The following is a 21,680-nucleotide window of genomic DNA, read 5'->3' on the forward strand; positions in this document are numbered from 1 at the left end:
ATGGCCGACCCGCTCGACTTTGCGCGACGCCGCTGGGCGCTCGCTGGCGCCGGTTTGATGACCCTGGCCGCCCTCGGCGGCTGCACGCGCCAGGCGCAGCCGGGGCTACGCATCGGCACCAACGTCTGGATCGGCTGCGAACCGCTCTACCTCGCGCGCGAACTGGGAAAGCTCGACCCGGCGCTTGTGCAGCTTGTCGAGTACCCCTCGGCCAGCGAAGTCCTGCGCGCATTTCGCAACCAGGCGATCGATGGCATGGTGATCAGCCTTGACGAGCTGTTCGGTCTCGCCGCCGACGGGTTCGATCCGCGGGCCGTGCTGGTGGTCGACATCTCGCACGGCGCCGATGCGGTGATCGGCCGCGCCGGCATGAAATCAATGCGCGATCTGGCCGGCAAGTCGATCGCAGTGGAGGGCGGCGCGCTCGGCGCGTACGTGCTCAGCCGCGCGCTCGCCCTGTCGGGCATGCAGCCCGGCGACGTGCGGGTGGTGCACCTGGAATCGAATGAGCAGCCAGCTGCGTTCGCGAAAGGTCAGGTCGACGCAGCGGTGACGTTTGATCCCTATCGCGTCCAGATGCTGCGTGCCGGCGGCCAGACGCTGTTCGACAGCACGCATATCCCGGGCGAGATTGTCGACCTCGTCGCGGTGCGCAAGAGCCTGCTGCACGAGCGCGCGCCCGCGGTTGCAGCGCTTCTGACCGGCTGGTTCGCGGCCGTCGATTTCATGCGCAATGACCCGAAGGACGCTGCGCGACGCATGGGCATCCGATTGCAGACCGGCGCCGATCAATTCCTGCAGGCGCTGCAGGGCCTGCGCATACCGACTCAGGCCGAGAATCTGGCCATGCTCGGCGGCTCGGCACCGGCGCTGGCCCAGAGCGGCGCCCGTCTGATGAACCTGATGCTCGAAGCGAAACTGCTGCGGGCGCCGGTGGACGTCGAGAGCCTGCTGGCGCCGGAGCCGTTGTCGAAGCTGTCGCCATGACCTCCCTGAAAGTGACGGTACCGCTGATCCTGCTGGTGTTTGCGGCGGTGCTGTCGACGGTGAACCTGCTCTACCACGTGCCGCAGGCCGAGCAGGTGGCACAGGAGGACAGCCGCAAGCGCCTCGCGCAGGAGATGTCGCGGCTGCAGAGCACGCTGGAGTATCTGCTGCTCAAGGGCGATCTCGCCTCGGCGCAGCACCAGATCTCGGTGCTGGCCCACAACCACGACGTCATCGTCGCTGCGCTGACTGACGATGACCAGCGCGTGATCACCGCGACGCGACGCGCATGGCTCGGGCGGCCGATCGCCGAGGTGCTGCCGCAGGTAGGGCTCGAACAGGTGGCCGGCGCGCTGCGCGAAGGCCGCTCCGGCATCGATATCGGGCCCGGCGGCAATTCGCTGATCGGGCACGCTGCCGTGCTGGTCGGCAGCGAGGGCGATACGCTGCGCCCGTCGCGCAGTGGCGGTCTGATGGTGGCCTACGACCTGGCAGGCTACAAGGCGGAAGCGCGCGAGCAGGTGATCCACCAGTCGCTGTACTGGGCTGGCTGGGTGACCATGCTCGCGTTCGCGATGTGGGCGGTATTTCACTTTCTGCTGACGCGCCGCACCGCGCGGCTTGTGCGCGCCGCCGAACAGCTGGCAGCCGGGCGACTCGATGCGAGCAGCGGGCTGCGCGGCAACGACGAGCTCGGACGGCTCGGCCGTGCATTCGACTCCATGGCGCTGCAGGTCGCCGAGACCCAGACCCACCTGCGCGACGACATCGCCGTGCGGGCGCGGGTACAGCGGGAGCTGGAAGCCACGGACGAGCGGTTGCAGCAGATCCTGAACAACTCGACAGCGGTGATCTTCGCCCGTGACGCGAAGAGCCGCTTCCTGTTCGTCAATCGCCAGTGGGAGCGGGTGTTCGGCATCAAATCGGCCGACGTGGTCGGGCGCCTGGACCGCGACGTGCGCGGCGAGGAACGCGCGCGGGCGTACCGCGCCCACGACCAACTGGTCATCGATTGCAACATGACGATGGAGTTCGAAGAGACCCTGCCGCGCGAAGACGGGCTGCACACCTATATCTCGATCAAGTTCCCGCTGCACGATGCCGAGGGCCGGGCCCATGGCGTTTGCGGGATCGCCACCGACATCACCGAGCGCAAGCGCGCCGACGAGGCGCTGCGCGCTTCCGAGGCGAGCTACCGGGCGATCTTCGACGCCACGGAGGACGCGATCTTCCTGCATGACATCGAGACCGCGGCGATCGTCGACGTCAACGCCAGGGCCTGCGCGGAATTTGGCTACACGCGCGAGGAATTCATGGAGCTCTCGATCGGCGCGCTCAGTGCCGGCACCTACCCGTACACGCAAGAAGAGGCCATGGTCCATTTCGCGCGCGTCGTCGCCGGCGAGCCGATGCACATCGAGTGGCAGTGCCGAACCCGCTCAGGCAAGCTGCGCTGGCATGAGCTGCACGGCAAGCGCGTCACCATCGATGGCCGCGACCGGGTGCTCGCACTTGCGCGCGATATCACTGACAAGAAGCGCGCGCAGGCCGACCTCGCACGCGAGCGCGAGTCTTCGTATGAGCGGGAGAAGCTTGCCGCGCTGGGCTCGCTGCTGGCCGGCGTGGCGCACGAACTCAACAATCCGCTGTCGGTGGTCGTCGCGCGCGCGGTGCTGCTCGAGGAACAGGGCAACCCGGATACGCAGGTCGCCGCGGCAAAGATCCGTGCAGCGGCCGAGCGCTGCGCGCGCATCGTGCGCACCTTCCTCGCCATGGCCCGACAGCAGCCGCCCCAGCGCGGCCCGGTCGCCATCGAAGACGTGATCACCGCAGCGCTCGACATCGCAGGCTACGCCGTCCGCGCCACCGGCATCAAGGTGACCATCGAATTGGCCGCCGACATCCCGATGATCGACGCCGATGCCGACCAGCTTCACCAGGTGCTGCTCAACCTGATCCTGAACGCGCAGCAGTCGCTGCAAGATCTCAAGGGGTCACGCTGCATCGACATCTCCGGCCGCTTCGACCGCGCGACGCACCGGGTCTTAATTGCCGTGGCCGACAACGGGCCGGGCATTCCCGAGTCAGCACGTGCGCGCGTGTTCGAGCCGTACTTCACCACCAAGCCCACCGGCGTGGGCACAGGCGTGGGGCTTGCGGTCAGCCTGGCCTTCGTCGAAGCGCACGGCGGCACGCTCACTCTGGAACCGAAAGAAACCGGCGCCGCGTTCCTGATCTCGCTGCCGGTCGGCGAAGGCGGCACGGGCGAGCCGGCAGATGATCCGCCCGCCCACCCCATCGCGCATGCGCGCACGATCCTGGTCGTCGACGACCAGGAAGAGGTTCGCGAGACACTGGCCGAGATACTGGCAGGCGCGAGCCATCGAGTCGTCACCGCCGCCTCGGGGCGCGAGGCTCTCGAGCGCATGGCTTCGCAGCGCTACGACGTCATCTTTGCCGACATGCGAATGCCCGACCTCGACGGCCGTGCGCTCTACCGCGAAATCCAGAAGCATTGGCCGCACCAGGCCGAGCGCGTTGTCTTCGTCACGGGCGACATGTTGACGACCGCATTGCGCGAATTCGTTGCATGCAGCGGTCGCCCGCTGATCGAGAAGCCGTTCCTCCCGAGCGAGGTGCGGCGGGTTGTCGTGGAGTTTGCGGACTGAACAGGCCGGGCAGGCGAGGTGCATAAAATCGCGGCCGGTTGCATAATGACAACCATGGGTTTCATTTCGGAACCTCCCCGGAGCAGCCATGGCCCAAGCCGTCAAGATTTCCGACGTTGAAATGAATGCACTGCGCGACGCGGCGCGGTTGAGCAGCCGATCGATTTCCGGGCAGGCAGAGCACTGGATCCGGATCGGACGTGCCATCGAACGCGATCCTGCAATCGGCTACTCCCGCATCGAGATGGCCTTGCGAGGGCTGGAGCCGCTGGTGCTGGACTCGCTCGACGAGGCCGCGCAGAACGCCTTTTTCGAACAGATGGGTGAGGCGCAACCCACAACCGTCGAACAGGATTTTTGGCGCGACCGCCAGCGCCGGGGCGTCGGCGTCGGCCTCGATGACAAGGACAACCTGGTATTGGGCAGCGCGGTCAAGGCACCCGGCCGCCGGTGAGCCGGCCCACGATGATCCTGCTGGCTGGCCCGAACGGCGCCGGCAAGTCCACCCTCTACGAGATCGTCATCGCCCCGCGCATCAAGGCGCCGTTCATCAACGCCGATCTGATCCAGCGCGAGGAGTTGCGGGACCCTTCCATGGCTGCCGCCTACAAGGCCGCCGGCATCGCCGAGAACAGGCGACAGCAGGCCTTGCGACAGCGCATCAGTTTCGTCTCCGAATCCACCTTCTCGCACCCCTCCAAACTTGAACTCGTGGCCGAAGCCCGGCGCGCCGGTTTCCGGGTGGTTCTGTACCACGTGAACGTGCGCCGACCCGAGCTTTCGGTGGCCCGGGTGGCGCAGCGGGTGGGCGAGGGCGGCCATGATGTGCCCGAGGACAAGATCCGGGAACGCTACGAACGCAACCAGCCGCTGATCCGCGCGGCCGCGTTGCAGGCCGACTACGCATTCGTCTACGACAACTCCAGGCTCAACATGGCGCCAGAGCGCCTGCTGGCATTCACCCAGGGCCGGGTGACCGCCGCCGCCGCGGCACAACCCGCCTGGGCGCAGCAACTCTATGCCGCGGAAATCGAGGCTTTCCTCAGATCAACGAGCGACGATGCGGCCGCATAGCCGTTGAGTTCAGTGGTTTGCGCCACGCGCATCTGTTGTCTGCAATTGCTGTGAATGCGACAATTGCTGCTTTTACGACAACGAACAACAATGGCGACGTTTGACGACCTTCAAGTGCGTCGGCCCGAACTGGCCAGAAGCTACCTCGCGCTGCTCGATGCGCAGCCAGGCCGCCCGCTGGCAATGTTCGCGGCCCGCCGCATCGGCAAGACACACTTCCTGGACCACGACCTCACGCCGGCCGCGGTGCAGCACCACCTGCTGCCGGTCTATGCGGATCTCTGGAACCACAAGGCCAGTCCGCTCGAAGCCATCAATCACGCGCTCGAAGAGGCACTCGACGACCTGAACGTGCCCAAGAGCCGGGTCGCACGCCTGGGCAAGACGCCGGTCAAGAAGATAGGCCTGATCGGCGCCTCGCTCGATCTCGGTGACGCGCCAGCGCGTCGCGCGCTGCCGACGGTGCCGCAGTTGCGGCTCGACGCGCTGGTCATGCGTCTGGTCGATGCTGCCGAACGACCCGTCCTGCTGATGCTCGACGAGGTGCAGACCCTGGGCGATGCAGAAGGGGGCGATAGCGCCATCGCCGCACTGCGGGCGGTGCTGCACAAGCGGCGGGACGCACTCAAGTCCGTGTTCACCGGTTCATCACAAGAAGGACTTGCGCGCATGTTCTCGACGGCAGGCGCGCCCATGTACCAGTTCGCGCAACTGCTCGACTTCCCGCCGCTGGGCGACGAGTACCTGCAACTGCTGGTCGATCATTTCGGCAGCATTCATCCCGGCAAGATCCTGCCACTCGAGGCACTTCGAAAGCTGTACGTCCGCATCGGCCACAAGCCAGGCCTTCTGAAGGACGTGGTCAAGGGCATGTCCGCCGAGGGAGAAACCGATGTCGAGGTCGGCGTGAACCAGTTTCTTGCCACGCAAGGCACGATCTGGAACGCACTGCTGCAGCCCCTCGATGCATTCGATCGCGCAGTGCTGGTGGTGATCGCCCGCGGCCTGCCTCCCTTGGGACGTGAAACGCTCGAGCAGCTCGGGCAGCTCGGCACGGGGCCGGCCACCGTGGCCAAGGTGCGCTCGGCCATCGATCGGCTGCTGCGCATCAACCTGGTGAGCAGGATGGCCAACGCCCCGATCGCGGTGGACGACCCGTTGCTCGCCGAATACCTCCGGAAGCACCAAGGTCCGGTCTAGGGCTGTTGCAGGCGCTGGATCAACTCCGCGCTCGGATAGCCATCGGCTGGCAAGCCGACGCTGCGCTGGTAGCGTCGCAGCCCTTCACGGGTAGCAGGCCCCATTACGCCGTCGGCGGTGCCGGCGTCGAAGCCACGCTTGTTCAACGCGGTTTGCAACTCGATGATCTGGCTGCGGGGCAGGGCGGCCAAGTCGCGCGGCCAGGGTGTCTGCACGTCGGGGCCGCCGCCGAGGCGCTGCGCCAGCAGGCTGACCCCGAGCGCGTAGCTGGTCGAGTTGTTGTAGCGCAGGAGCGCACGGAAGTTCGGCCCCACCAGGAACGCCGGCCCGCGGGCACCTGCAGGCAGCAGGATCGTGCCGCCGTCGAACGCCGGCAGCGGCTGGCCATCAACAGCCTGCAACCCCTCGGCGGCCCATTGCGCGGTGGACTGCACGACGGTGTCGGCGCGACCGTAGTCGAAACCGGTCGGCAGCCGCACCTCGAGGCCCCAGGGCTTGCCCGCCTGCCAGCCCGAGCGCGCCAGAAAGTTCGCGGTCGAGGCGATCACGTCGGCCATGCTGCCCCAGATGTCGCGCCGGCCATCGCCGTCGGCGTCCACCGCGTAAGCCAGAAAGTTCGATGGCAGAAACTGGGTTTGGCCCATGGCACCCGCCCAGGAGCCGACCATGTGCTGGCGGTCGATGTCGCCGTTGTCGAGGATCTTCAGCGCAGCGAGCAATTCGCGGCGCGCCCAATCCTCGCGGCGCCCGTCGAAGCCCAGCGTCGCCAGCGCGTCGATGGTCCGGGTGTTGCCGAAGTTGCTGCCGTAGTTGCTTTCCATGCCCCAGATGGCGACCACGATGCTGGGCGGAACGCCGTAGCGGGCAGCGGCCGTGTCGGCTTCGCCGCGAACCTGCAGAAGCTTGTCCTGGCCGGTCGCGACGCGCTGGGGCGACACGCTGCTGTCGAGGTAGTCCCAGACGGTGCGCGTGAATTCGGGTTGCGCACGGTCCAGTTCGATGACGCGCGGCAGGTACTGGACGTCGTCCAGGGCAGCGCGGAGCGTCGCCTCGCTGATGCCGGTTGCGCGCGCAGTAGCGCGAAAGTCGGCAATCCACTTCGCAAACCGCTGCTGGAGCGCTGCTTCGTCGCCACCGGCGGGCGTCGGCGCGGCGGGGGCCACTGCGGGTCGGACGCCCGAAGCTGAACCGGGCGTCGGCTGCGACGGTGCCGTCGAGGGTGCGGACGCGCAGCCCGCAAGGAGAGCGACGGCCAGCGCCATGAAGGCAAGGCCGGAGGAGCGCGGGGAAGGAGTGCTGGCTGAATGCATCTCCGGGATTTTGACCCCCACGCCGGCCGCAGTTCCCCGCGCCGAGCCCGGGCCCGCGTGGTCTCAGCGCAGGTAGCGTCCGTCGGCCTTGAGCATCGACAGTTCGGAGAACGTCAGGCCGCGGTGTTCGCCGGGGCGGTACGACACCGCAATGCCGCCGATGTCGAGCGTCTTGAACGATTCGAGGCCCTTCTGCAGCGACTCTGCCGTCGGTTTCGATCCGGCCCGCTTCAGCCCCTCGACCATGACCTTGGCCGCCACGTAGCCCTCGAGGCTGGCATAGCTGAACTCGGTTGCGCCGATCTTCTTCATGGCCGCCTGGTACTCGGCAATCACCGGCATTGCACTGTTCCAGGGGGAGGGCACGACCTGGGAGATGACCACGCCGGCCACGTCCTTCTGGATGTCCTGGAACAGCTTCTGCCCGTTCAGGAACGAGAACGAATAGAAGGCCGTCTGGGTGCCAGTCGCGCGGTAGGCCGTGATGAACTTCGCCGCCACTTCGTTGGTCGCCGCCAGCACCACCGCCTTGGGCTTGAGCTTGGCCAACTCCGCGGCGCGCTCGGCGGCGTCGGAGCCATCGTTCTTGATCGCCACGCTGCCGACCATTTTCTCGCCGCGCTCGGCAATGAACTTTTCCGTACTGTCCCTCGCCGAGCGGGCGCCGGGGTTGTCGTTGTGCGCGAAGGCGATGCTTGAGATGCCGATCGTGAACAGGTGATTCACGATGCGGCTGTATTCCTCGTCGAAGCTGATGCGCACCGGGAAGCCGTATTCCGAGAACTTCACCACGGGGCCCGCGCCGGTGTAAGGGCCGATGACGGGAACCTTGAGTTCGTTGGCCGCCTTCAGGGCGCCGGCCGTGGACGATGTGCCGATGGGCATCAGGATGCCGACGGCACCGTCCTTGACGAAGGTCTTGACGTTCTCGGAGCCCTTGGCGGGGTCGTAGGCGTCGTCGAGCTGGCGCAGTTCGACCGGCCGGCCATGGATGCCGCCATTCGCATTCAGCGTCGTGAACATGGCACGGATGCCGATCAGGGGCTCGGTCGACAAAGACGCCAGCGGGCCGGTCTGCACATAGGTTTGCCCGATCACGAGCGGCTGGGTTTGCGCCTGCGCGGTCGCCGAATATCCCAGTACGAAGGCGGTCAAGGCCGAAGCCAGAAGATGAATCTTTTTGTATCTCATGGTAATAATTTGTTGACAATTCATCTTAACGCGAGCGCCCGCCAGCTAAAAAATCACTCCCCCGTCATGATCGGGCCACAACTGTGGAGAAATGCACGTACCCGCTGCATTTAGCTTCTTTTCCGGAGCCGGAGGATTCAAGACTCGCGTTCAAGGCGATGCGTGAGCCAACGCAAGCCAGCGGACGTGTTTTCCTTGGGCCTGTACTCGCACCCGATCCATCCGTCGAATCCGAGTTCATCGATCACATCGAACAGGTAGTCGTAGTTCAGTTCGCCGATGTCGGGTTCGTGCCGCTCGGGCACGCCGGCGATCTGCAGATGGCCGACGCGGCCGGTCGGCAGGTACTGGCGCAGCTTCATCGCGACATCGCCCTCGACGATCTGGCAGTGGTACAGATCCATCTGCACCTTGAGGTTGGGCGCGCCAACCGCTTGCACGACGCGGTGGGCGTCGTCCTGCCGGTTCAGGAAAAACGCGGGAATGTCGCGCGGATTGATCGGCTCGATCAGAACATCGCGGCCGGCGCTCGCGGCCAACCCGGCGGCCCAAGCCAGGTTGGCCTCATAGGTCGCCTGGAGCCTCGCGCGCGCCACGCCTTCAGGCGCAAGCCCTGCCATCACATGGACGCGAGGGCACGCAAGCACCTGCGCATATTCCAGCGCCAGGGCAAATCCCGTGCGGAACTCGGCCTCACGACCAGGCAGGCAGGCTATGCCGCGCTCGCCAGCCTCCCAGTCACCTGGCGGGGCATTGAACAAGACCTGCTGCAATCCGTGGTCGGCCAGTTGCCGAGCCAGCGCTTCAGCCGGAAAGGCATAGGGAAACAGATACTCGACCGCGGTAAAACCGTCCTGGGCGGCCGCCCGGAAACGATCGAGGAAGGCGATCTCGGGATAGAGCATGCTGAGATTGGCAGCAAAACGTGGCATTGGTGAACTCCGGCATAAAAAGATGGGATGCGCGCTTCAGCGCGCGTTGCTGGGCACGGCGCGCAGCCACGCCTCGAATTCCTGCTTCCAGAACCTGGCCCGCGCCACGGTGCCATGCCCGAAGGTGTCGGGTTGGCCCGGAATCAACAGGGCACGGCCATTCTTGACACGTCGGATCTCTCGCTCCAGCACACCAAGCGCTGGCGGGTTCCGTTCGTCGTCGGCCGAGTTGATCGCCAGCAGGGCGGCCTCGATGCGTTCCAGGCCGGCTGACGGGTTGTAGTCGCGCGACGCCTCCCACTGATAGAGGTGGTCGTTGGCGTCGCCGCGAAACGGCGCGTTCAGCCGCTGGTCGAGCACCGCATCAGCCTTCTCGCGGGACGGCGCCAACTTGTACAGGCCCTGATCGCCCCCATTGGTCCCGATGGCGAAGAAAACGGAGGCCAACCGCAGACTGGGAGGCTGCTCGGTGTACTGACCATTTTTCCAAGCCGGATCGCTGCGGATAGAGTCGATGATCAAGCGCCGCATCATCCAGTTTCGGCCGGACATCTCGGTGGGCAATGACGCCATCGGGACGGCCGCATCCATGAAGCCGGGGTACTTCTGGGCCCAGATCCAGGTCTGCATGCCGCCCATGGAGTTGCCCAGCACCAGCCTGAGATGCCGCACGCCGAGGTGTTCCGTGAGCAGCCGGTATTGGGCCGTCACCATGTCGTCGTAGTTGTAGTGCGGAAACGCGGTCCGCAGCCCGTCGGAAGGCTTGGACGACGCCCCGGTGCCGATGGCGTCGGGCAGGATGATGAAGTGCTTTGCTGCATCAAGGGGCTGACCCGGACCGAAGAGCTCACCTGCGAAATCCGGCGTGAGCAAGCTGCCTGCAGACCCGGTGGTGCCGTGCAGGATCAACACGGGCTCGCCGTTCGGGTCACCCACCGTCGTATAGGCCAGACGCAGTTCGGGCAACACCTCGCCGTTCTGGAAGCGGAAGTCCCGGGCCACCCAATGCCCCTCGCGGGGCGTGGGGAAGTCCGCGGCGTTGCCGCTCAGGACCGTCAGCCCCAGCAACAGGCCACAGCCCAGTCGTGCGATCCGGCTCAGCCGAAAAATCATGGATTTCATCTCGTCGTTCTCCTCAATCGTTGTGCAGGGCGTGCTCACCACTGCGCACCGAAGTGCATGCGCAGTTCATCTATCTGCGCCCCTGTCAGGGGTGTGGGGCGCGCCATCAGCCAAAGCCGCGCGGTCTCCTCGAGTTCTTCGAGTACCGCACTGGCCTGCGCCGGATCGGAGTGCCACACGTTGGGACCGAGGCGATCCATCATCACGGCGCGGATTGGCGTGCCCGCCGCACGCATGTGCTCGATGCGCCGGGCCACCTCGTCACCCATCGCAGGGTCGCCCGGCCGGCGGTAGGGGATCAGCGGTACGTGGCCGACCTTCATCACAAAGTAGGGCGTGATGGGAGGAACCACGTCATGCGCATCGCTGACGCCCGCGAGCGTCAATGCAACCAGATGGGTCGAGTGGGTGTGGATCACGCAACGCGCCTCTGGATCGGCCGCATAGATGCGGCGATGCAGCGTCAGCGTCTTGGACGCGCGGTCGCCGCCCGTCTGCACGCCCTCGTGGTTCACCTGCGCCAGTTGCGCGGGGTCGAGGCTGCCGAGACAGGCGTCGGTCGGTGTGATCAGGAAGCCGCTGTCGGTGCGCGCACTGATGTTGCCCGCCGTGGCGTGCACGTATCCGCGAGCGAACAGCGACGCGCCGACGCGGCAGATTTCCTCGCGCAGGGCGCGGGTCACGCCGCCTCCAGCCTATCGAAGGCCTTCGTGAAGAAGTCCGCAGTTCCGAAATTGCCGGACTTCAGCGCCACATGCAGCGTCTCGCCGGCACAAGCGGGCGACTGAACGGCAGTCCACGGTACGCCTGGGTCGATCTGCGGGCCGATGCTCATCTGGCGGACGTTGAGCTCGCGCACCACGGCCCCCGAGGTCTCACCGCCGGCCACGACCAATTGCCGTACGCCGCGCTCGACCAGGCCCAGCGCGATGTTCGACAACGCCTGTTCGACCATCTCACCGGCCCGGGCGACACCGAGTTGCGCCTGCACGTCCTTGACGGCGGCCGACTCGGCGGTGGCATACACCAGCACCGGCCCATCGGAGACATGCCGGGCGGCCCAAGCCAAAGCCTCGCCGACCAGGTCGTCGCCAGCAGCGATCGCCAGCGGGTCGACCGCAAAGCTCGGCCGGCCACTGCGCTTGAAATGCAGCACCTGCGCGTTCGTCGCCTGCGAGCAGCTTCCCGACACGACCGCCCGAAGACCGGCAGCTGGCGGCAGCGTGTCGGCCCTTGCGACCGCAGCACGCCGCTCGATGGAAGGCCAGTTCTGCGGCAGGCCGATCGCCACGCCGGAACCGGCGGTCACCAGCGGCATGCCCTGCAGCGCCGCCCCAAGGTGCATCAAATCCGCGTTCGAGACCGCATCGACGACTGCGATCCGAATCCCTTCGGCCTGCAGCACCGCAAAGCGTTCGCGAATGGCGTGTGCACCCTTCGCAACCACGTCATGGGCCACCAAGCCGACCTTGTGTTTCGTCTGCAGCTGAAGCACGCGCACAAGGTTGGCATCCGTCATCGGCGTCAGCGGATGGTTGCGCATGCCGCTGTCGCTAAGCAACTGTTCGCCGACGAACAGATGGCCATTGAAGACGGTGCGCTGGTTCTCGGGAAACGCCGGGCAGGCAATGGTGAAGCCGCTCTGCGGCAGATCGGACAGCGCGTCGAGCAGCGCATCGGTGACGGGACCGATGTTGCCCTCGGGCGTGGAGTCGAAGGTCGAGCAGTACTTGAAGTAGACCTGCTGCACGCCCTGAGCACGCAGCCAACGCAGCGCGGCCAGGGACTGGGCCACTGCGTCGGTGGGCGCAATGGTGCGCGATTTCAGCGCGACCACGATCGCATCGGCTTCGACCGCTGCCGCTTCGTCCTCGGGCACACCGATGATCTGTACGGTGCGCATGCCGGCGCGCACCAGGTTATTGGCCAGATCGGTGGCGCCGGTGAAGTCGTCGGCAATGCAGCCGAGCAAGGGTTTTCGTTGGGGCTGGTTCATTCCTCGCCTTTCGGCAGTTCGATGCCGGGGAAGATCTTGATCACTGCCGAATCGTCTTCTTTGGCATAGCCGGCGGTCGATGCCTGCATGAACATCTGATGCGCCGTGCTGGCGAGCGGCAGCGGGAATTTGCTGGCGCGCGCGGTATCGAGCACCAGCCCGAGATCCTTGACGAAGATGTCGACGGCGGAGAGCGGCGTGTAGTCGGCCTTCAGGACATGGGCCATTCGGTTCTCGAACATCCAGCTGTTGCCCGCACTGTTCGTGATGACCTCGTACAGGGCCGCGGCATTCACGCCTTCGCGCAAGCCAAGGGCCATTGCTTCGGCGGCCGCGGCGATGTGAACACCGGCCAGCAACTGGTTGATGATCTTGACCTTGCTGCCGTTGCCTGCGGTGTCGCCCAGCCTGTAGACCTTGGCGGCCATCGCTTCCAACAGTCCCTCGCAGCAGGTATAGGCGGCGGCTTTTCCGGAAGTCATCATCGTCATGTCGCCGGATGCCGCCTTGGCGGCGCCGCCGGAGATGGGCGCATCCAGATAGTGCAGACCAAGGGCTTCGAGCCGCGCTTCGAAGGCAATCGACATGTTGGGGTCTACCGTGGAGCACATCACGAACAGGCTGCCGGTGGCCATGGCCGCGGCGGCGCCGTCGGGACCGAACAGCACTGTTTCTGTCTGCTGCGCATTGACGACCACCGACACCACGACCGCGCAGGTCCTGCCTACCTCGGCGGGCGAGGCACACGCGACGCCGCCTTCCCGGGCGAATGCCTCGGCTGCACCCGGGCGCGCATCGCACACATGCACGGTGTGACCTGCACGCCGCAGTGATTTCGCCATGCCCGAACCCATTGCGCCAAGACCGATGACTCCGATATTGCTCACGTACTCTCTCCTCAACGATTTACCAACTTGGCCGGCGTCCTCAGCACCGCGACGGCCCCGACGACCAACATGCCAGCCAGCACATACATGCCGCTTTGCGTGCTTTGCGTTGCATCCTTCAGGAAGCCGATCAGGTAGGGGCTTACAAAGCCGGCCAGATTGCCCACCGAATTGATTGCCGCGATGCCTACGGCAGCGGCTGCACCCGAAAGAAACGAAGTCGGCAGCGACCAAAAGAGCGGCGCACAGGTCAGCACGCCAGCGGCGGCCAACGAGAGTGCCGCGACGGAGACGACCGTGTTGTGCACGAACGAAGCCGCGATGACGAAGCCAAGCGCGCCGAACAAGGCTGGCACAACCAGGTGCCAACGGCGTTCGCGTCGGGCATCGGCGCTGCGACCGATCAAGTTCATCGCCACGATGGCGCAGCCAAAAGGAATCGCGCTGAAGAGCCCGATGTTGAGGTTGCCGGTGACGCCGGTGGCTTTGATCAACGTCGGCATCCAGAACGTCAGGCCGTACTGGCCCATCACGAAGCAGAAGTAGATCAGGCACATCAGCCAAACGCGCCGGTCGCTGAAGATGGCGCCGATGGCGTGCTTGCTTTCGGTGCCCTTCTGATCGGCGGCGATCTCGCGCTCGAGCAGTTGCTTTTCGCGCTCATCGAGCCACTTCGCGCTGCGAATGCCGTTGTCAAGACAGGCCAGCACGACCAGCCCCATCACCAGCGCAGGCAGGGCCTCGATGATGAACATCCACTGCCAGCCGTGGAAGCCGCTGGCGCCTTGAAAGAGATCCATGATCCAGCCAGACAGCGGGTTGCCGAAAATGCCCGCCACGGGAATCGCGGACATGAACAGGGCAATGATCTTTGCGCGGCGCTGGGCCGGGTACCAGTACGTCAGGTAGAGGATCACGCCTGGGTAGAAGCCTGCCTCGGCAATCCCGAGCAGAAAGCGCATCACGTAGAAGGTGATTGGTGTTTGCACCCACGCGAAGGCGGCCGACATCAACCCCCAGGTAATCATGATTCGGGCGATCCACACTCGTGCGCCCAGACGATGCAAGAGGATGTTGCTCGGCACTTCGAACAGGAAGTAGCCGATGAAGAACAAGCCGGCCCCCAGACCGTAGACGGTTTCGCTGAAGCCCAGATCCTGGGACATCTGCAGCTTTGCGAAACCCACATTGACACGATCGAGGTACGCAACCACGTAGCAGAGCATCAGCAACGGAACGATGCGCCAAAACACCTTGGCGTAGGTTTTGTCGGTTTCGGCGACGGGGCCAGCCTCCTCGCCGGAGGTCGCGGTCAATGCGGTCATAGGGTCTCCTTGTGTGTGTTCAATCAGTTTGTTTGCGTAACCATCTTGGTTGTTTGCGCAAACAAGCGATTTTTGTTGTAATGTTTGCGCCAACAAATAGGTACAAACCCTGGAATCGATCCAGGACGCTGATAGGGGCTGATCCGATCGGCCCGCTATGCTTGCCTAAAGCAATAAGCAACCAGGAGACCAATGAAAGAGCAATCCGAACAGACTCCCTCCATTACTCTGGAGGATGTGGCGCGCCTCGCCGGCGTCAGCGGCATGACGGTGTCGCGCGTGCTGCAAGACCACGTCAACGTCTCCGAACAGACCCGAGCAAAGGTCCAGGCCGCAGTGGCTGCCCTCGGCTACGTGCCAAATCGCCTGGCCGGCGCACTGACCACGGCGAAGACGCGGTTGATTGCAGTGATAGTCCCGTCACTCAGCAACATCGTCTTTCCGGAAGTGCTTCGAGGCGCCAACGAGTGCCTCGAAGCCGCGGGCTACCAGGCTGTCATCGGTGTTTCGGACTACGACCTCGAGAAGGAAGAACGGATCATTGCCGCGATGCGGGCCTGGCGTCCGTCAGGCTGGATTCTTGCCGGCCTCGAGCACACGCCTCGCGCCCTGCAGATGCTGCGCGAGGTTCGCAGTCCAGTGGTTGAAGTGATGGACTCTGACGGAGAGCCGATCGACATGGCCGTCGGGTTCTCGAACACTCAAGCGGGCCGCGATACGGGTCAGTTTCTTGCCGACACGGGGCGCCGCCGAGTCGGTTACGTTGGCGGTGACCTGTGTCGCGACCTGCGCGCCGCCAAGCGGCGAAAGGGCTTTGAACAGGCACTGGCAGAAAACGGCCTGGAACTCGAGGCCAGCTTCACGGCGCAGCAGGCCTCGTCGTTCCTGCTCGGGCGAGCCGGTTTGGCGCAACTGCTCGAACGCCATCCGGACCTGGATGCCGTCTACTTCTCGAACGACGACATGGCTGTCGGTGGGCTGATGCATTGCATGGGCGCGGGCGTGAAGGTGCCCGGGCGCCTGGCGCTCGCGGGATTCAACGGACTGGAAATAGGCGAAGCCGTACCACAGCGGCTGACGACCATCAGGTCGCCGCGGTATCGCATCGGGCAACTCGCAGCCGAACACATCCTGGCGAGGTTGGCCGGGAACGCTCCACCACTCAGGCTGGACTTGGGGTACGAGTTCATCACCGGGCAGACAACATAGGTGCCGTCAGCCGGGCCCTCCGCAGCCCGTCGGGCGCACTCGACCGGCTGCGGCAGCACCCAGCAAGAGGGCCAGCGCGCCCATCAACACCAGGCCCAACAATTGACCGACAGGCGTCTCCATCGACCGGGCCGGCGAGATGAAGCGCGGCTGGGCGGCGAAGTCCTGCGGGCCGAAGCGAACGTCGTTGAACAGGTAGGGGTAGTAGAAGGCGCGCAACCGCGCGTGGAAATCGGCGGTGTGATCCTGATAGGCCAGCTGCGCCTGCAGGTCGGTGTCGGCCTGTCGGTGCAGCACGGCCTGCACGCCGACGCCCGGCAGCAGCCAGCCCAGTCGCGCAGTCCAGCGCTGGCGCGCGAGCAGGCCGTCACGGTAAGCCGCCACCTGCGGCGCCACGCTCTCGTCGCCGAGTTGCTGGAAGGCGTAGTACCACTTCCAGTGGAAGCCCGAAGGCAGTGGCGCGGTGTGCTGCCATTCGGGGTGTGTGCGGAAGAATTTCTCCATCGTGGCCGGCGGTGGCAGATCCCACGCGCCATGCACGGTCTGGCGCTGTGCCAGCATCAGCTCCACGCCCTGGTGCACCGGCACGGCGCGCGCAAGCACGGCGTTGGCGAGTGTGGGCACGACGAGGGTCAGCACGGCCCAGCAGCCCATGAGCGCCGTTGCGTTGGCGGCGGAGCTTGCGCTTCGTGTCGCCACGATCAGCGCCAGGCCGCTCCAGACCGCCAGATAGGCCGCCGTGACCAGCAGCGCGGTGGCCAGGGCTGCCATCGTGGTTCCATTGGCCAGCGCACCGACCAGCACTGGCAGCACGAGGCCGCCGAAGACTAGCGCCGCGCGCAGGCCCGCGCGGCGCAGCCACAGGCGCCTGCCGGCGCCGGGCATGGCCAGCAGCGTGCCCAGCCGGCCGGATCGACGTTCGCCCGAAACCAGGTCGTACAGCAATGCGATCAGGAACAGCGGCGCCAGGTACACCAGCACGAAAGCGAAGTCGAAGCGTCCGGCCAGCGCCAGTTCGGGATTGAAACTCTCGCCCTCGTGCAACTGAGCCTGCAGCGCCAATGCGCGCACGCGGAGCACATAGGGTGCGGCATCGCGCAGGCCGAGCGCAAGGAAGGCTGCGGGAGACGGTGCATCCCAGGTGCTGTGGAAGGTGTAGTACGCGGCCGAGCCGGGATCGCCGCCGTGGGTGTACTTGCGTGCCTGCGCAGTCAGATCCTGCTGCTGCAGCCCGGCCAGACGCGCAATCGTCTGCCGCTGGCGCGCAACCTCGCGCGTGCCCGAAAGCACGGCCAGGGTCGACAGCACCAGCAGCAATGCCAGCGCAGCCAGGGCCAGCCTTGAGCGCGCCAGGAGACGCCATTCGTGGGCGAGCCAACTCATCGCGTGATCCTCCCCAGCCGGCGCGTGGCCGGCACCAACAGCCCCGCGAGCGCGGTCAGCCAGAGCAGCAGCACACCCGCGGCAGGTGCCGTACGGCGCAGCGCCTCGACGGGCGGTGCGGCCTCGTAGCGAAAGTCGGCAACGCCGTGCCAGTGCGCGTGGCCGATGCGACTGTCGCGGCTGGAACGGTCGCCCGCGAAGCTGAGCTTCTCGGCCTGCAGCCGGTTGAGCGCCTGCACCAGGCGATAGCGATGACGCTCGGCCTGCTCGACGAAGCGGCGGTAGTTGTGCAGGTCGGTGCCTGCCGCTGCCATGGACAGGCGGCGCAGCGCGATCACCGGGCTCAGCCAAGCAAAGCCGTCGACGCGGCGCAACTGTGCATCCTGGCGCTCGAAGCTGGCGTCGGCGTAGCGCTCGAAGAGCGCGCTGGTCAGCCGCTCGCCCTCCATGCCCAGCAGGCCCTTGTAGTTGACGGGAAGGTCTTCCACCCTCGAGACCCCGTACTGTGCGAGCACTTTCTTCCTGAAGTCGGCGAAGTAGGGGTCGTCCGGGTTGTGGCTGTCGCCGAGCGCGGCCAGGTCGCGCGCCACCGCGATGTCGGTCTCGAAGCGCGTGGGCAGCACCAGGGCTGAGGCCACGAGTTCCGGCGCCAGCCGCGGCACGAGCACGACACTGACCGCCCAGACCGCCAGCAATGCCACCAGCGCGTCTCGCCCGCGCGCGAACCGTGCTGACAGGCACACGATGCCGACGACCCAGATCAGCAGCCACAGCCCGTAGCCCGCCGCCAGCGCGACGGCCAGGCTGGCCGGGGCCGGTGTTGCCGCGCCGATCCAGGCCAGCGCCAGAAGTGCCGGCAGCAGCACCAGTGCGGCCACGCCGCTCAGGGCCAGCAGCTTGCCCGCCACGATCTGGCGCGGTCGAACGCCTTGGGCAAGCAGCACGCGCAGCGTGCCGGATTCGCGCTCCCGCGCCAGGGCCGCATGGCCCACGAAGACGAGCAGCAGGGGGGCCAGCACTTGCAGCACGAAGGCGGGCGTGAGCTGCCCGAAGCGCAGCAGCAGCGAGGACTGCCGCACGTCGCCGAAATTCGCGCTGTTCTGTCGATGTCCTTCGAGGAAGAGCGTATGGCCCGTGTAAGCGTCGACCCCGGAATCGAAGGCCGCCAGCGGGCTCAGCGGCCGGAACACGAAGTGCCCGTAGTGCACCATGCGGTGCGGGTGTCGGTCGGGCTGGGTCTCGAACTCGTGATCCACCTGCGTCTGGTGACGCGTGCGCTCGGCATCCGTTGTGCTGCGCTGATCCCAGGCCGTGAAGGCGGCCACGGCTGTCAATAGCAGCAGCAATGCCAGGCCCAGCACCGCCACGCGGTCGCGCCGCAGCAGGCGCCACTCCTCGCGCGCGATGCGCCATGCGGCACTCATTGAACCGCCTCCTGGCCGGCGTAGCGCCGGTGCAGCGCACGCACGTCGAAGCGCTCGGCGCCGGAAGCGGCGACTTCTTCGATCAACCGCCCGCCGTCGATGAAGCCGATGCGGTCGGCCACGTCGGCGGCACTGAGCAGGTCATGCGTGACCATGAGGATGGCGACACCCTGTGCGCGCAGCAGCCCCAGAAGGCGGTTGAACTCGGCCGTGGCCTGCGGATCCAGGCCGGAGGTGGGCTCGTCGAGCAACAACGCGGGCACCTTGCGCGCGAGCGCCAGCGCGATCGAGACCTTCTGGCGCATGCCTTTGGAAAACCCCGACACGCGCCGGCGGTGCGCCGCGGCGTCCAGGCCGGCGGACGCCAGGGCCGCGTCGATGGCCGACGCGCCGGCGGGCTGGCCCGCAAGGTGGAGCAGATAAGCCACGTTCTCGCGCGCGCTCAGGTGCTCATAGAGCGCCACGTTCTCGGGGATGTATGCCAGCTGGCGCCGCGCAGCCGTCGGGTCGGCCACGGGGTCGGCGCCGTCGACGCGCACGCGGCCACTGCGTGGCTGCACGAAGCCCAGGAACAGGCTCAGCGTGGTGGTCTTGCCGGCGCCGTTGGCACCCAGCAGCGCGCAGATTTCACCGGCTTTGACCGTGAGATCCAGCCCGTGCAGGATGGTGTGCCCGCCATAGCCGGCGACCACGCCGGAGGCTTCCAGGGCAGGATGGGGTGAGGCCGCGGTGCGCGGTGGTGGAAGGTGGGGCAGAGGCATGCGTGGCATTCGTTCGTGTTCAGAACCGGGCCTGCAAGCCGACGGTGAGGGTGCGCGCCGTGCCCGGCGTCACCCACAGGCGGCTGTAGGAACTGGTGTAGTAGGTCTTGTCGAACAGGTTGTCGACATCCAGCGTGAGCCGCAGCGCAGGGTTCAGGCGCCAGTAGGCAACCAGCTTGGCCGTGGTGTAGCCCGGCAGTTCGAAGGCGGGCGTGCCTGCGTTGGCTTCGGCCTGGGTGCGGGCCTGGCCCAGGCGCTTGCCCACGTGCGTGACGCCGCCGCCGAGGCCGTAGCGCTGGCCGTTGGCGAAAGCATCTTCGTAGACCGCGAGCACGCTGCCGTTGACCTTGGGCACGTTGAGCAGGCGGCCGCCAACCTCCAGACTGTTGTCCTTCGTGATCTCTACGTCGTTGAACACCAGGCTTGCGTTGACGCGCCAGTGCTTCGTGACCTGGCCCGCGAAGTCGAGTTCGAGGCCGCGGCTGCGGATTTCGCCCGCGGAGACCGAATAGCCGGTGTTGACCGGGTCGGACGTCAGCACGTTGCGCTTACGGATGTCGAACAGCGCGGCGGTCGCCCCGATGCCCTTGTCCGCGCTTTCCCATTTGGTGCCGAGTTCCAGCGCGCGGCCGGTCTCCGGCTCGAAACTGTTGGCCGCGAAGTCGGAGCCGACGTTGGGTCGGAAGGAGCGGCCCGCGTTGGCGTAGAAGGTCCACTGCGGTGTTGGCAGCCAACTCAGGCCGACGCGCGGCGAGGTGGACGACGGATCCTGGCGAGCCGTGGCATTCGTCCTGCGGTTGAGCAGCGACTGACGGTTGTCGTCCACGCGCACGCCGGCGACCAGGCGCCATTCGGGGGCGAGCCTGATCGCATCCTGGAAATAGAACGCCGTGCCGCGCTGGTGCTCCAGCGTGTCGGTATTGGCCGTTGGCGTGGGCTGAGCCTGGCCGTAAACCGGGTTGTAGATGGTGATGGCGTACGGCCGTGCGGTCGTCGGATTGGCGCGCAGCATGAGCGAGTCCATGCTGAAGCGGAAGCTCTCCAGGCCGATCAGCAACTCGTGCTCGACGGCACCGGTTTTCACGTTGCCTTGCAGCTCCGCCTGCAAGGCGGTATCGCTGGAGTCGAAATCGCGGAAACGCCGCTGGCGGGTGAGCGTTGCGTTGTCTGCGCGCAGGGCCGACGCCTCGGTCGAGAATCCGGTCACTGAGGTTTCGCGCCACGACAGGCCCAGCCGGCTGCGCCAGGTCGAATTCCATTCGTGCGACAGGATGAACTGGTGGGTCTGGTTGTCGACGGTCACGTCGCCGTCGGTGGGTTCGCCGAGAAAACGGCTGCGCGGGATGGCGCCCAATTGATTGTTGACAGCGACCACGCCGCGATCCAGCGGGGTCTTGTGGCGCAGAACCTCACCCGCGTACTCCAGCACCGTATCGCGCCCCAGCTTCCAGGTGAAAGCCGGCGCGATCACTTGGCGGCTGGCGCCCACATGGTCGCGGAAGCTGTCGCGGTCTTCCACCGCGACGTTCAGGCGGAAGGCGAAGTTCTCGCCGATGGGGCCGGTGCTGTCGAAGGCACCCCGCTTCAAACCGTAGCTGCCGACGTAGCCCTCGACCGAGTGCGCGGCCTTCCAGAGTGGCCGCTTGGACACGATATTGAGCGTGCCGCCCGGCTCGCTGCTGCCGTAGAGCGCAGCGGCGGTGCCCTTGAGGAACTCGATGCGCTCGACGCCCGCGAGGTCGCGCGGCGCATTGAAGCCGCGATTAGACGAGAAGCCATTGAGCAGTGTCGCCATGCCGGTGTTCTCGTTGCCGGGCAGGCCACGGATGGCGATGTTGTCCCAGAGGCCGCCGAAATTGTTCTGGCGTGAGACGCCGCCGACATAGTCCAGCACGTCGTCCAGCCGGGTCGCGCCCAGGTCGTCGATGGCCTGGCGCGTGACGATGCGCACCGACTGCGGCAGCTCGCGCAGGGGCAGGGCGGTCTTGGCGCCGGCGGCTTCTTCCGAGTGGTAGGCGCCGGACTCGGTGCGACCGACGACCTCGATCGTGGACAGCTGGGCCGCGGCCGGAGCTTCAGCGGTTTGAGCAATGGCAGGCCCGGCGAACAAGGGCGCCATGGCCAGGGCAAGCGGGAGCAGACGGAACCCGGCAACCCGGTTCCCTGCGAAGTAGATGGGGATCATGAACGGCACTCGACAAGACGGCCCG

Annotated in this window: 18 protein-coding genes; 6 read left to right on the forward strand and 12 right to left on the reverse strand. The window is 66.3% G+C overall.

Annotated features, from left to right (window positions below; all coding sequences use genetic code 11):
* The 5 genes from QTI05_RS19295 to QTI05_RS19315 all read left to right on the forward strand — a co-directional run bounded on the left by QTI05_RS19295 (position 1) and on the right by QTI05_RS19315 (position 5,930).
* Positions 1-987, forward strand: a complete 987-nt coding sequence (locus QTI05_RS19295; RefSeq protein ID WP_286620321.1) for an ABC transporter substrate-binding protein — start codon at positions 1-3, stop codon at positions 985-987.
* Positions 984-3,656 (forward strand): PAS domain S-box protein, encoded by a 2,673-nt coding sequence (locus tag QTI05_RS19300; protein ID WP_286620323.1) that lies wholly within the window; start codon positions 984-986, stop codon positions 3,654-3,656. Before QTI05_RS19295 ends, QTI05_RS19300 begins: the two co-directional genes overlap by 4 nt.
* A gap of 88 nt (positions 3,657-3,744) precedes the next feature.
* Positions 3,745-4,110, forward strand: coding sequence for a TA system antitoxin ParD family protein (locus tag QTI05_RS19305; RefSeq protein ID WP_286620325.1), 366 nt, complete (start codon positions 3,745-3,747; stop codon positions 4,108-4,110).
* The gene (locus tag QTI05_RS19310; RefSeq protein WP_286620327.1) at positions 4,107-4,730 is read left to right on the forward strand and encodes an ATPase; all 624 of its coding nucleotides are present in this window, start codon (positions 4,107-4,109) and stop codon (positions 4,728-4,730) included. Before QTI05_RS19305 ends, QTI05_RS19310 begins: the two co-directional genes overlap by 4 nt.
* 90 nt (positions 4,731-4,820) lie before the next feature.
* Positions 4,821-5,930 carry an ATP-binding protein gene (locus QTI05_RS19315; RefSeq protein ID WP_286620328.1) on the forward strand — a complete coding sequence of 370 codons (1,110 nt, stop codon included), beginning with the start codon at positions 4,821-4,823 and terminating at the stop codon, positions 5,928-5,930.
* On the opposite strand, the gene QTI05_RS19320 is transcribed toward QTI05_RS19315, so the two are convergent.
* From QTI05_RS19320 to QTI05_RS19355, 8 genes are all read right to left on the reverse strand, one after another.
* On the reverse strand, positions 5,927-7,240 hold the full coding sequence (locus tag QTI05_RS19320) for a lytic murein transglycosylase (RefSeq protein WP_286620330.1): 1,314 nt from the start codon (positions 7,238-7,240) through the stop codon (positions 5,927-5,929). The two genes, QTI05_RS19315 and QTI05_RS19320, sit on opposite strands and share 4 nt — an antisense overlap.
* Before the next feature lie 63 nt (positions 7,241-7,303).
* A complete protein-coding gene (locus QTI05_RS19325) occupies positions 7,304-8,395 on the reverse strand; it encodes an ABC transporter substrate-binding protein (protein WP_286620332.1) in 1,092 nt (363 codons plus the stop codon).
* A 173-nt stretch (positions 8,396-8,568) separates the two neighbouring features.
* Positions 8,569-9,363 carry a 2-oxo-tetronate isomerase gene (gene otnI / locus QTI05_RS19330; RefSeq protein ID WP_286620334.1) on the reverse strand — a complete coding sequence of 265 codons (795 nt, stop codon included), beginning with the start codon at positions 9,361-9,363 and terminating at the stop codon, positions 8,569-8,571.
* Between the two features lie 36 nt (positions 9,364-9,399).
* Positions 9,400-10,485 carry an alpha/beta fold hydrolase gene (locus QTI05_RS19335; RefSeq protein WP_444812939.1) on the reverse strand — a complete coding sequence of 362 codons (1,086 nt, stop codon included), beginning with the start codon at positions 10,483-10,485 and terminating at the stop codon, positions 9,400-9,402.
* A 35-nt stretch (positions 10,486-10,520) separates the two neighbouring features.
* Entirely contained in the window at positions 10,521-11,168 is a 648-nt protein-coding gene (locus QTI05_RS19340; protein WP_286620335.1) for a class II aldolase/adducin family protein, read from the reverse strand.
* Positions 11,165-12,481, reverse strand: a complete 1,317-nt coding sequence (otnK, locus tag QTI05_RS19345) for a 3-oxo-tetronate kinase (RefSeq protein WP_286544311.1) — start codon at positions 12,479-12,481, stop codon at positions 11,165-11,167. Before otnK ends, QTI05_RS19340 begins: the two co-directional genes overlap by 4 nt.
* Entirely contained in the window at positions 12,478-13,368 is an 891-nt protein-coding gene (ltnD, locus tag QTI05_RS19350; protein ID WP_353505961.1) for an L-threonate dehydrogenase, read from the reverse strand. The genes otnK and ltnD overlap by 4 nt, the downstream gene beginning before the upstream one ends.
* Positions 13,369-13,379: 11 nt before the next feature.
* Positions 13,380-14,693, reverse strand: coding sequence for an MFS transporter (locus tag QTI05_RS19355; RefSeq protein ID WP_286544317.1), 1,314 nt, complete (start codon positions 14,691-14,693; stop codon positions 13,380-13,382).
* Positions 14,694-14,885: 192 nt separating this feature from the next.
* On the opposite strand from QTI05_RS19355, the gene QTI05_RS19360 reads away from it, so the two are divergent.
* The gene (locus tag QTI05_RS19360) at positions 14,886-15,902 is read left to right on the forward strand and encodes a LacI family DNA-binding transcriptional regulator (protein WP_286620338.1); all 1,017 of its coding nucleotides are present in this window, start codon (positions 14,886-14,888) and stop codon (positions 15,900-15,902) included.
* A gap of 6 nt (positions 15,903-15,908) precedes the next feature.
* Here the strand turns inward: QTI05_RS19360 and QTI05_RS19365 are convergent, their stop codons facing one another.
* Genes QTI05_RS19365 through QTI05_RS19380 form a run of 4 tightly spaced genes read right to left on the reverse strand, consistent with a single transcriptional unit; the run spans position 15,909 to position 21,655 of the window.
* Complete coding sequence (locus QTI05_RS19365; RefSeq protein ID WP_286620340.1) at positions 15,909-17,285, reverse strand: ABC transporter permease; 1,377 nt, start codon at positions 17,283-17,285, stop codon at positions 15,909-15,911.
* Positions 17,282-18,709: an ABC transporter permease gene (locus QTI05_RS19370; protein WP_286544352.1), complete on the reverse strand. Its 1,428-nt coding sequence runs from the start codon at positions 18,707-18,709 to the stop codon at positions 17,282-17,284. Before QTI05_RS19370 ends, QTI05_RS19365 begins: the two co-directional genes overlap by 4 nt.
* Positions 18,706-19,470, reverse strand: a complete 765-nt coding sequence (locus QTI05_RS19375) for an ABC transporter ATP-binding protein (RefSeq protein ID WP_286620341.1) — start codon at positions 19,468-19,470, stop codon at positions 18,706-18,708. The genes QTI05_RS19370 and QTI05_RS19375 overlap by 4 nt, the downstream gene beginning before the upstream one ends.
* A gap of 19 nt (positions 19,471-19,489) precedes the next feature.
* Complete coding sequence (locus tag QTI05_RS19380; protein WP_286620342.1) at positions 19,490-21,655, reverse strand: TonB-dependent siderophore receptor; 2,166 nt, start codon at positions 21,653-21,655, stop codon at positions 19,490-19,492.
* Between the last annotated feature and the right edge of the window lie 25 nt (positions 21,656-21,680).

The sequence above is a fragment of the Variovorax fucosicus genome (genome assembly GCF_030316825.1).
Taxonomy (GTDB): domain Bacteria; phylum Pseudomonadota; class Gammaproteobacteria; order Burkholderiales; family Burkholderiaceae_C; genus Variovorax; species Variovorax fucosicus.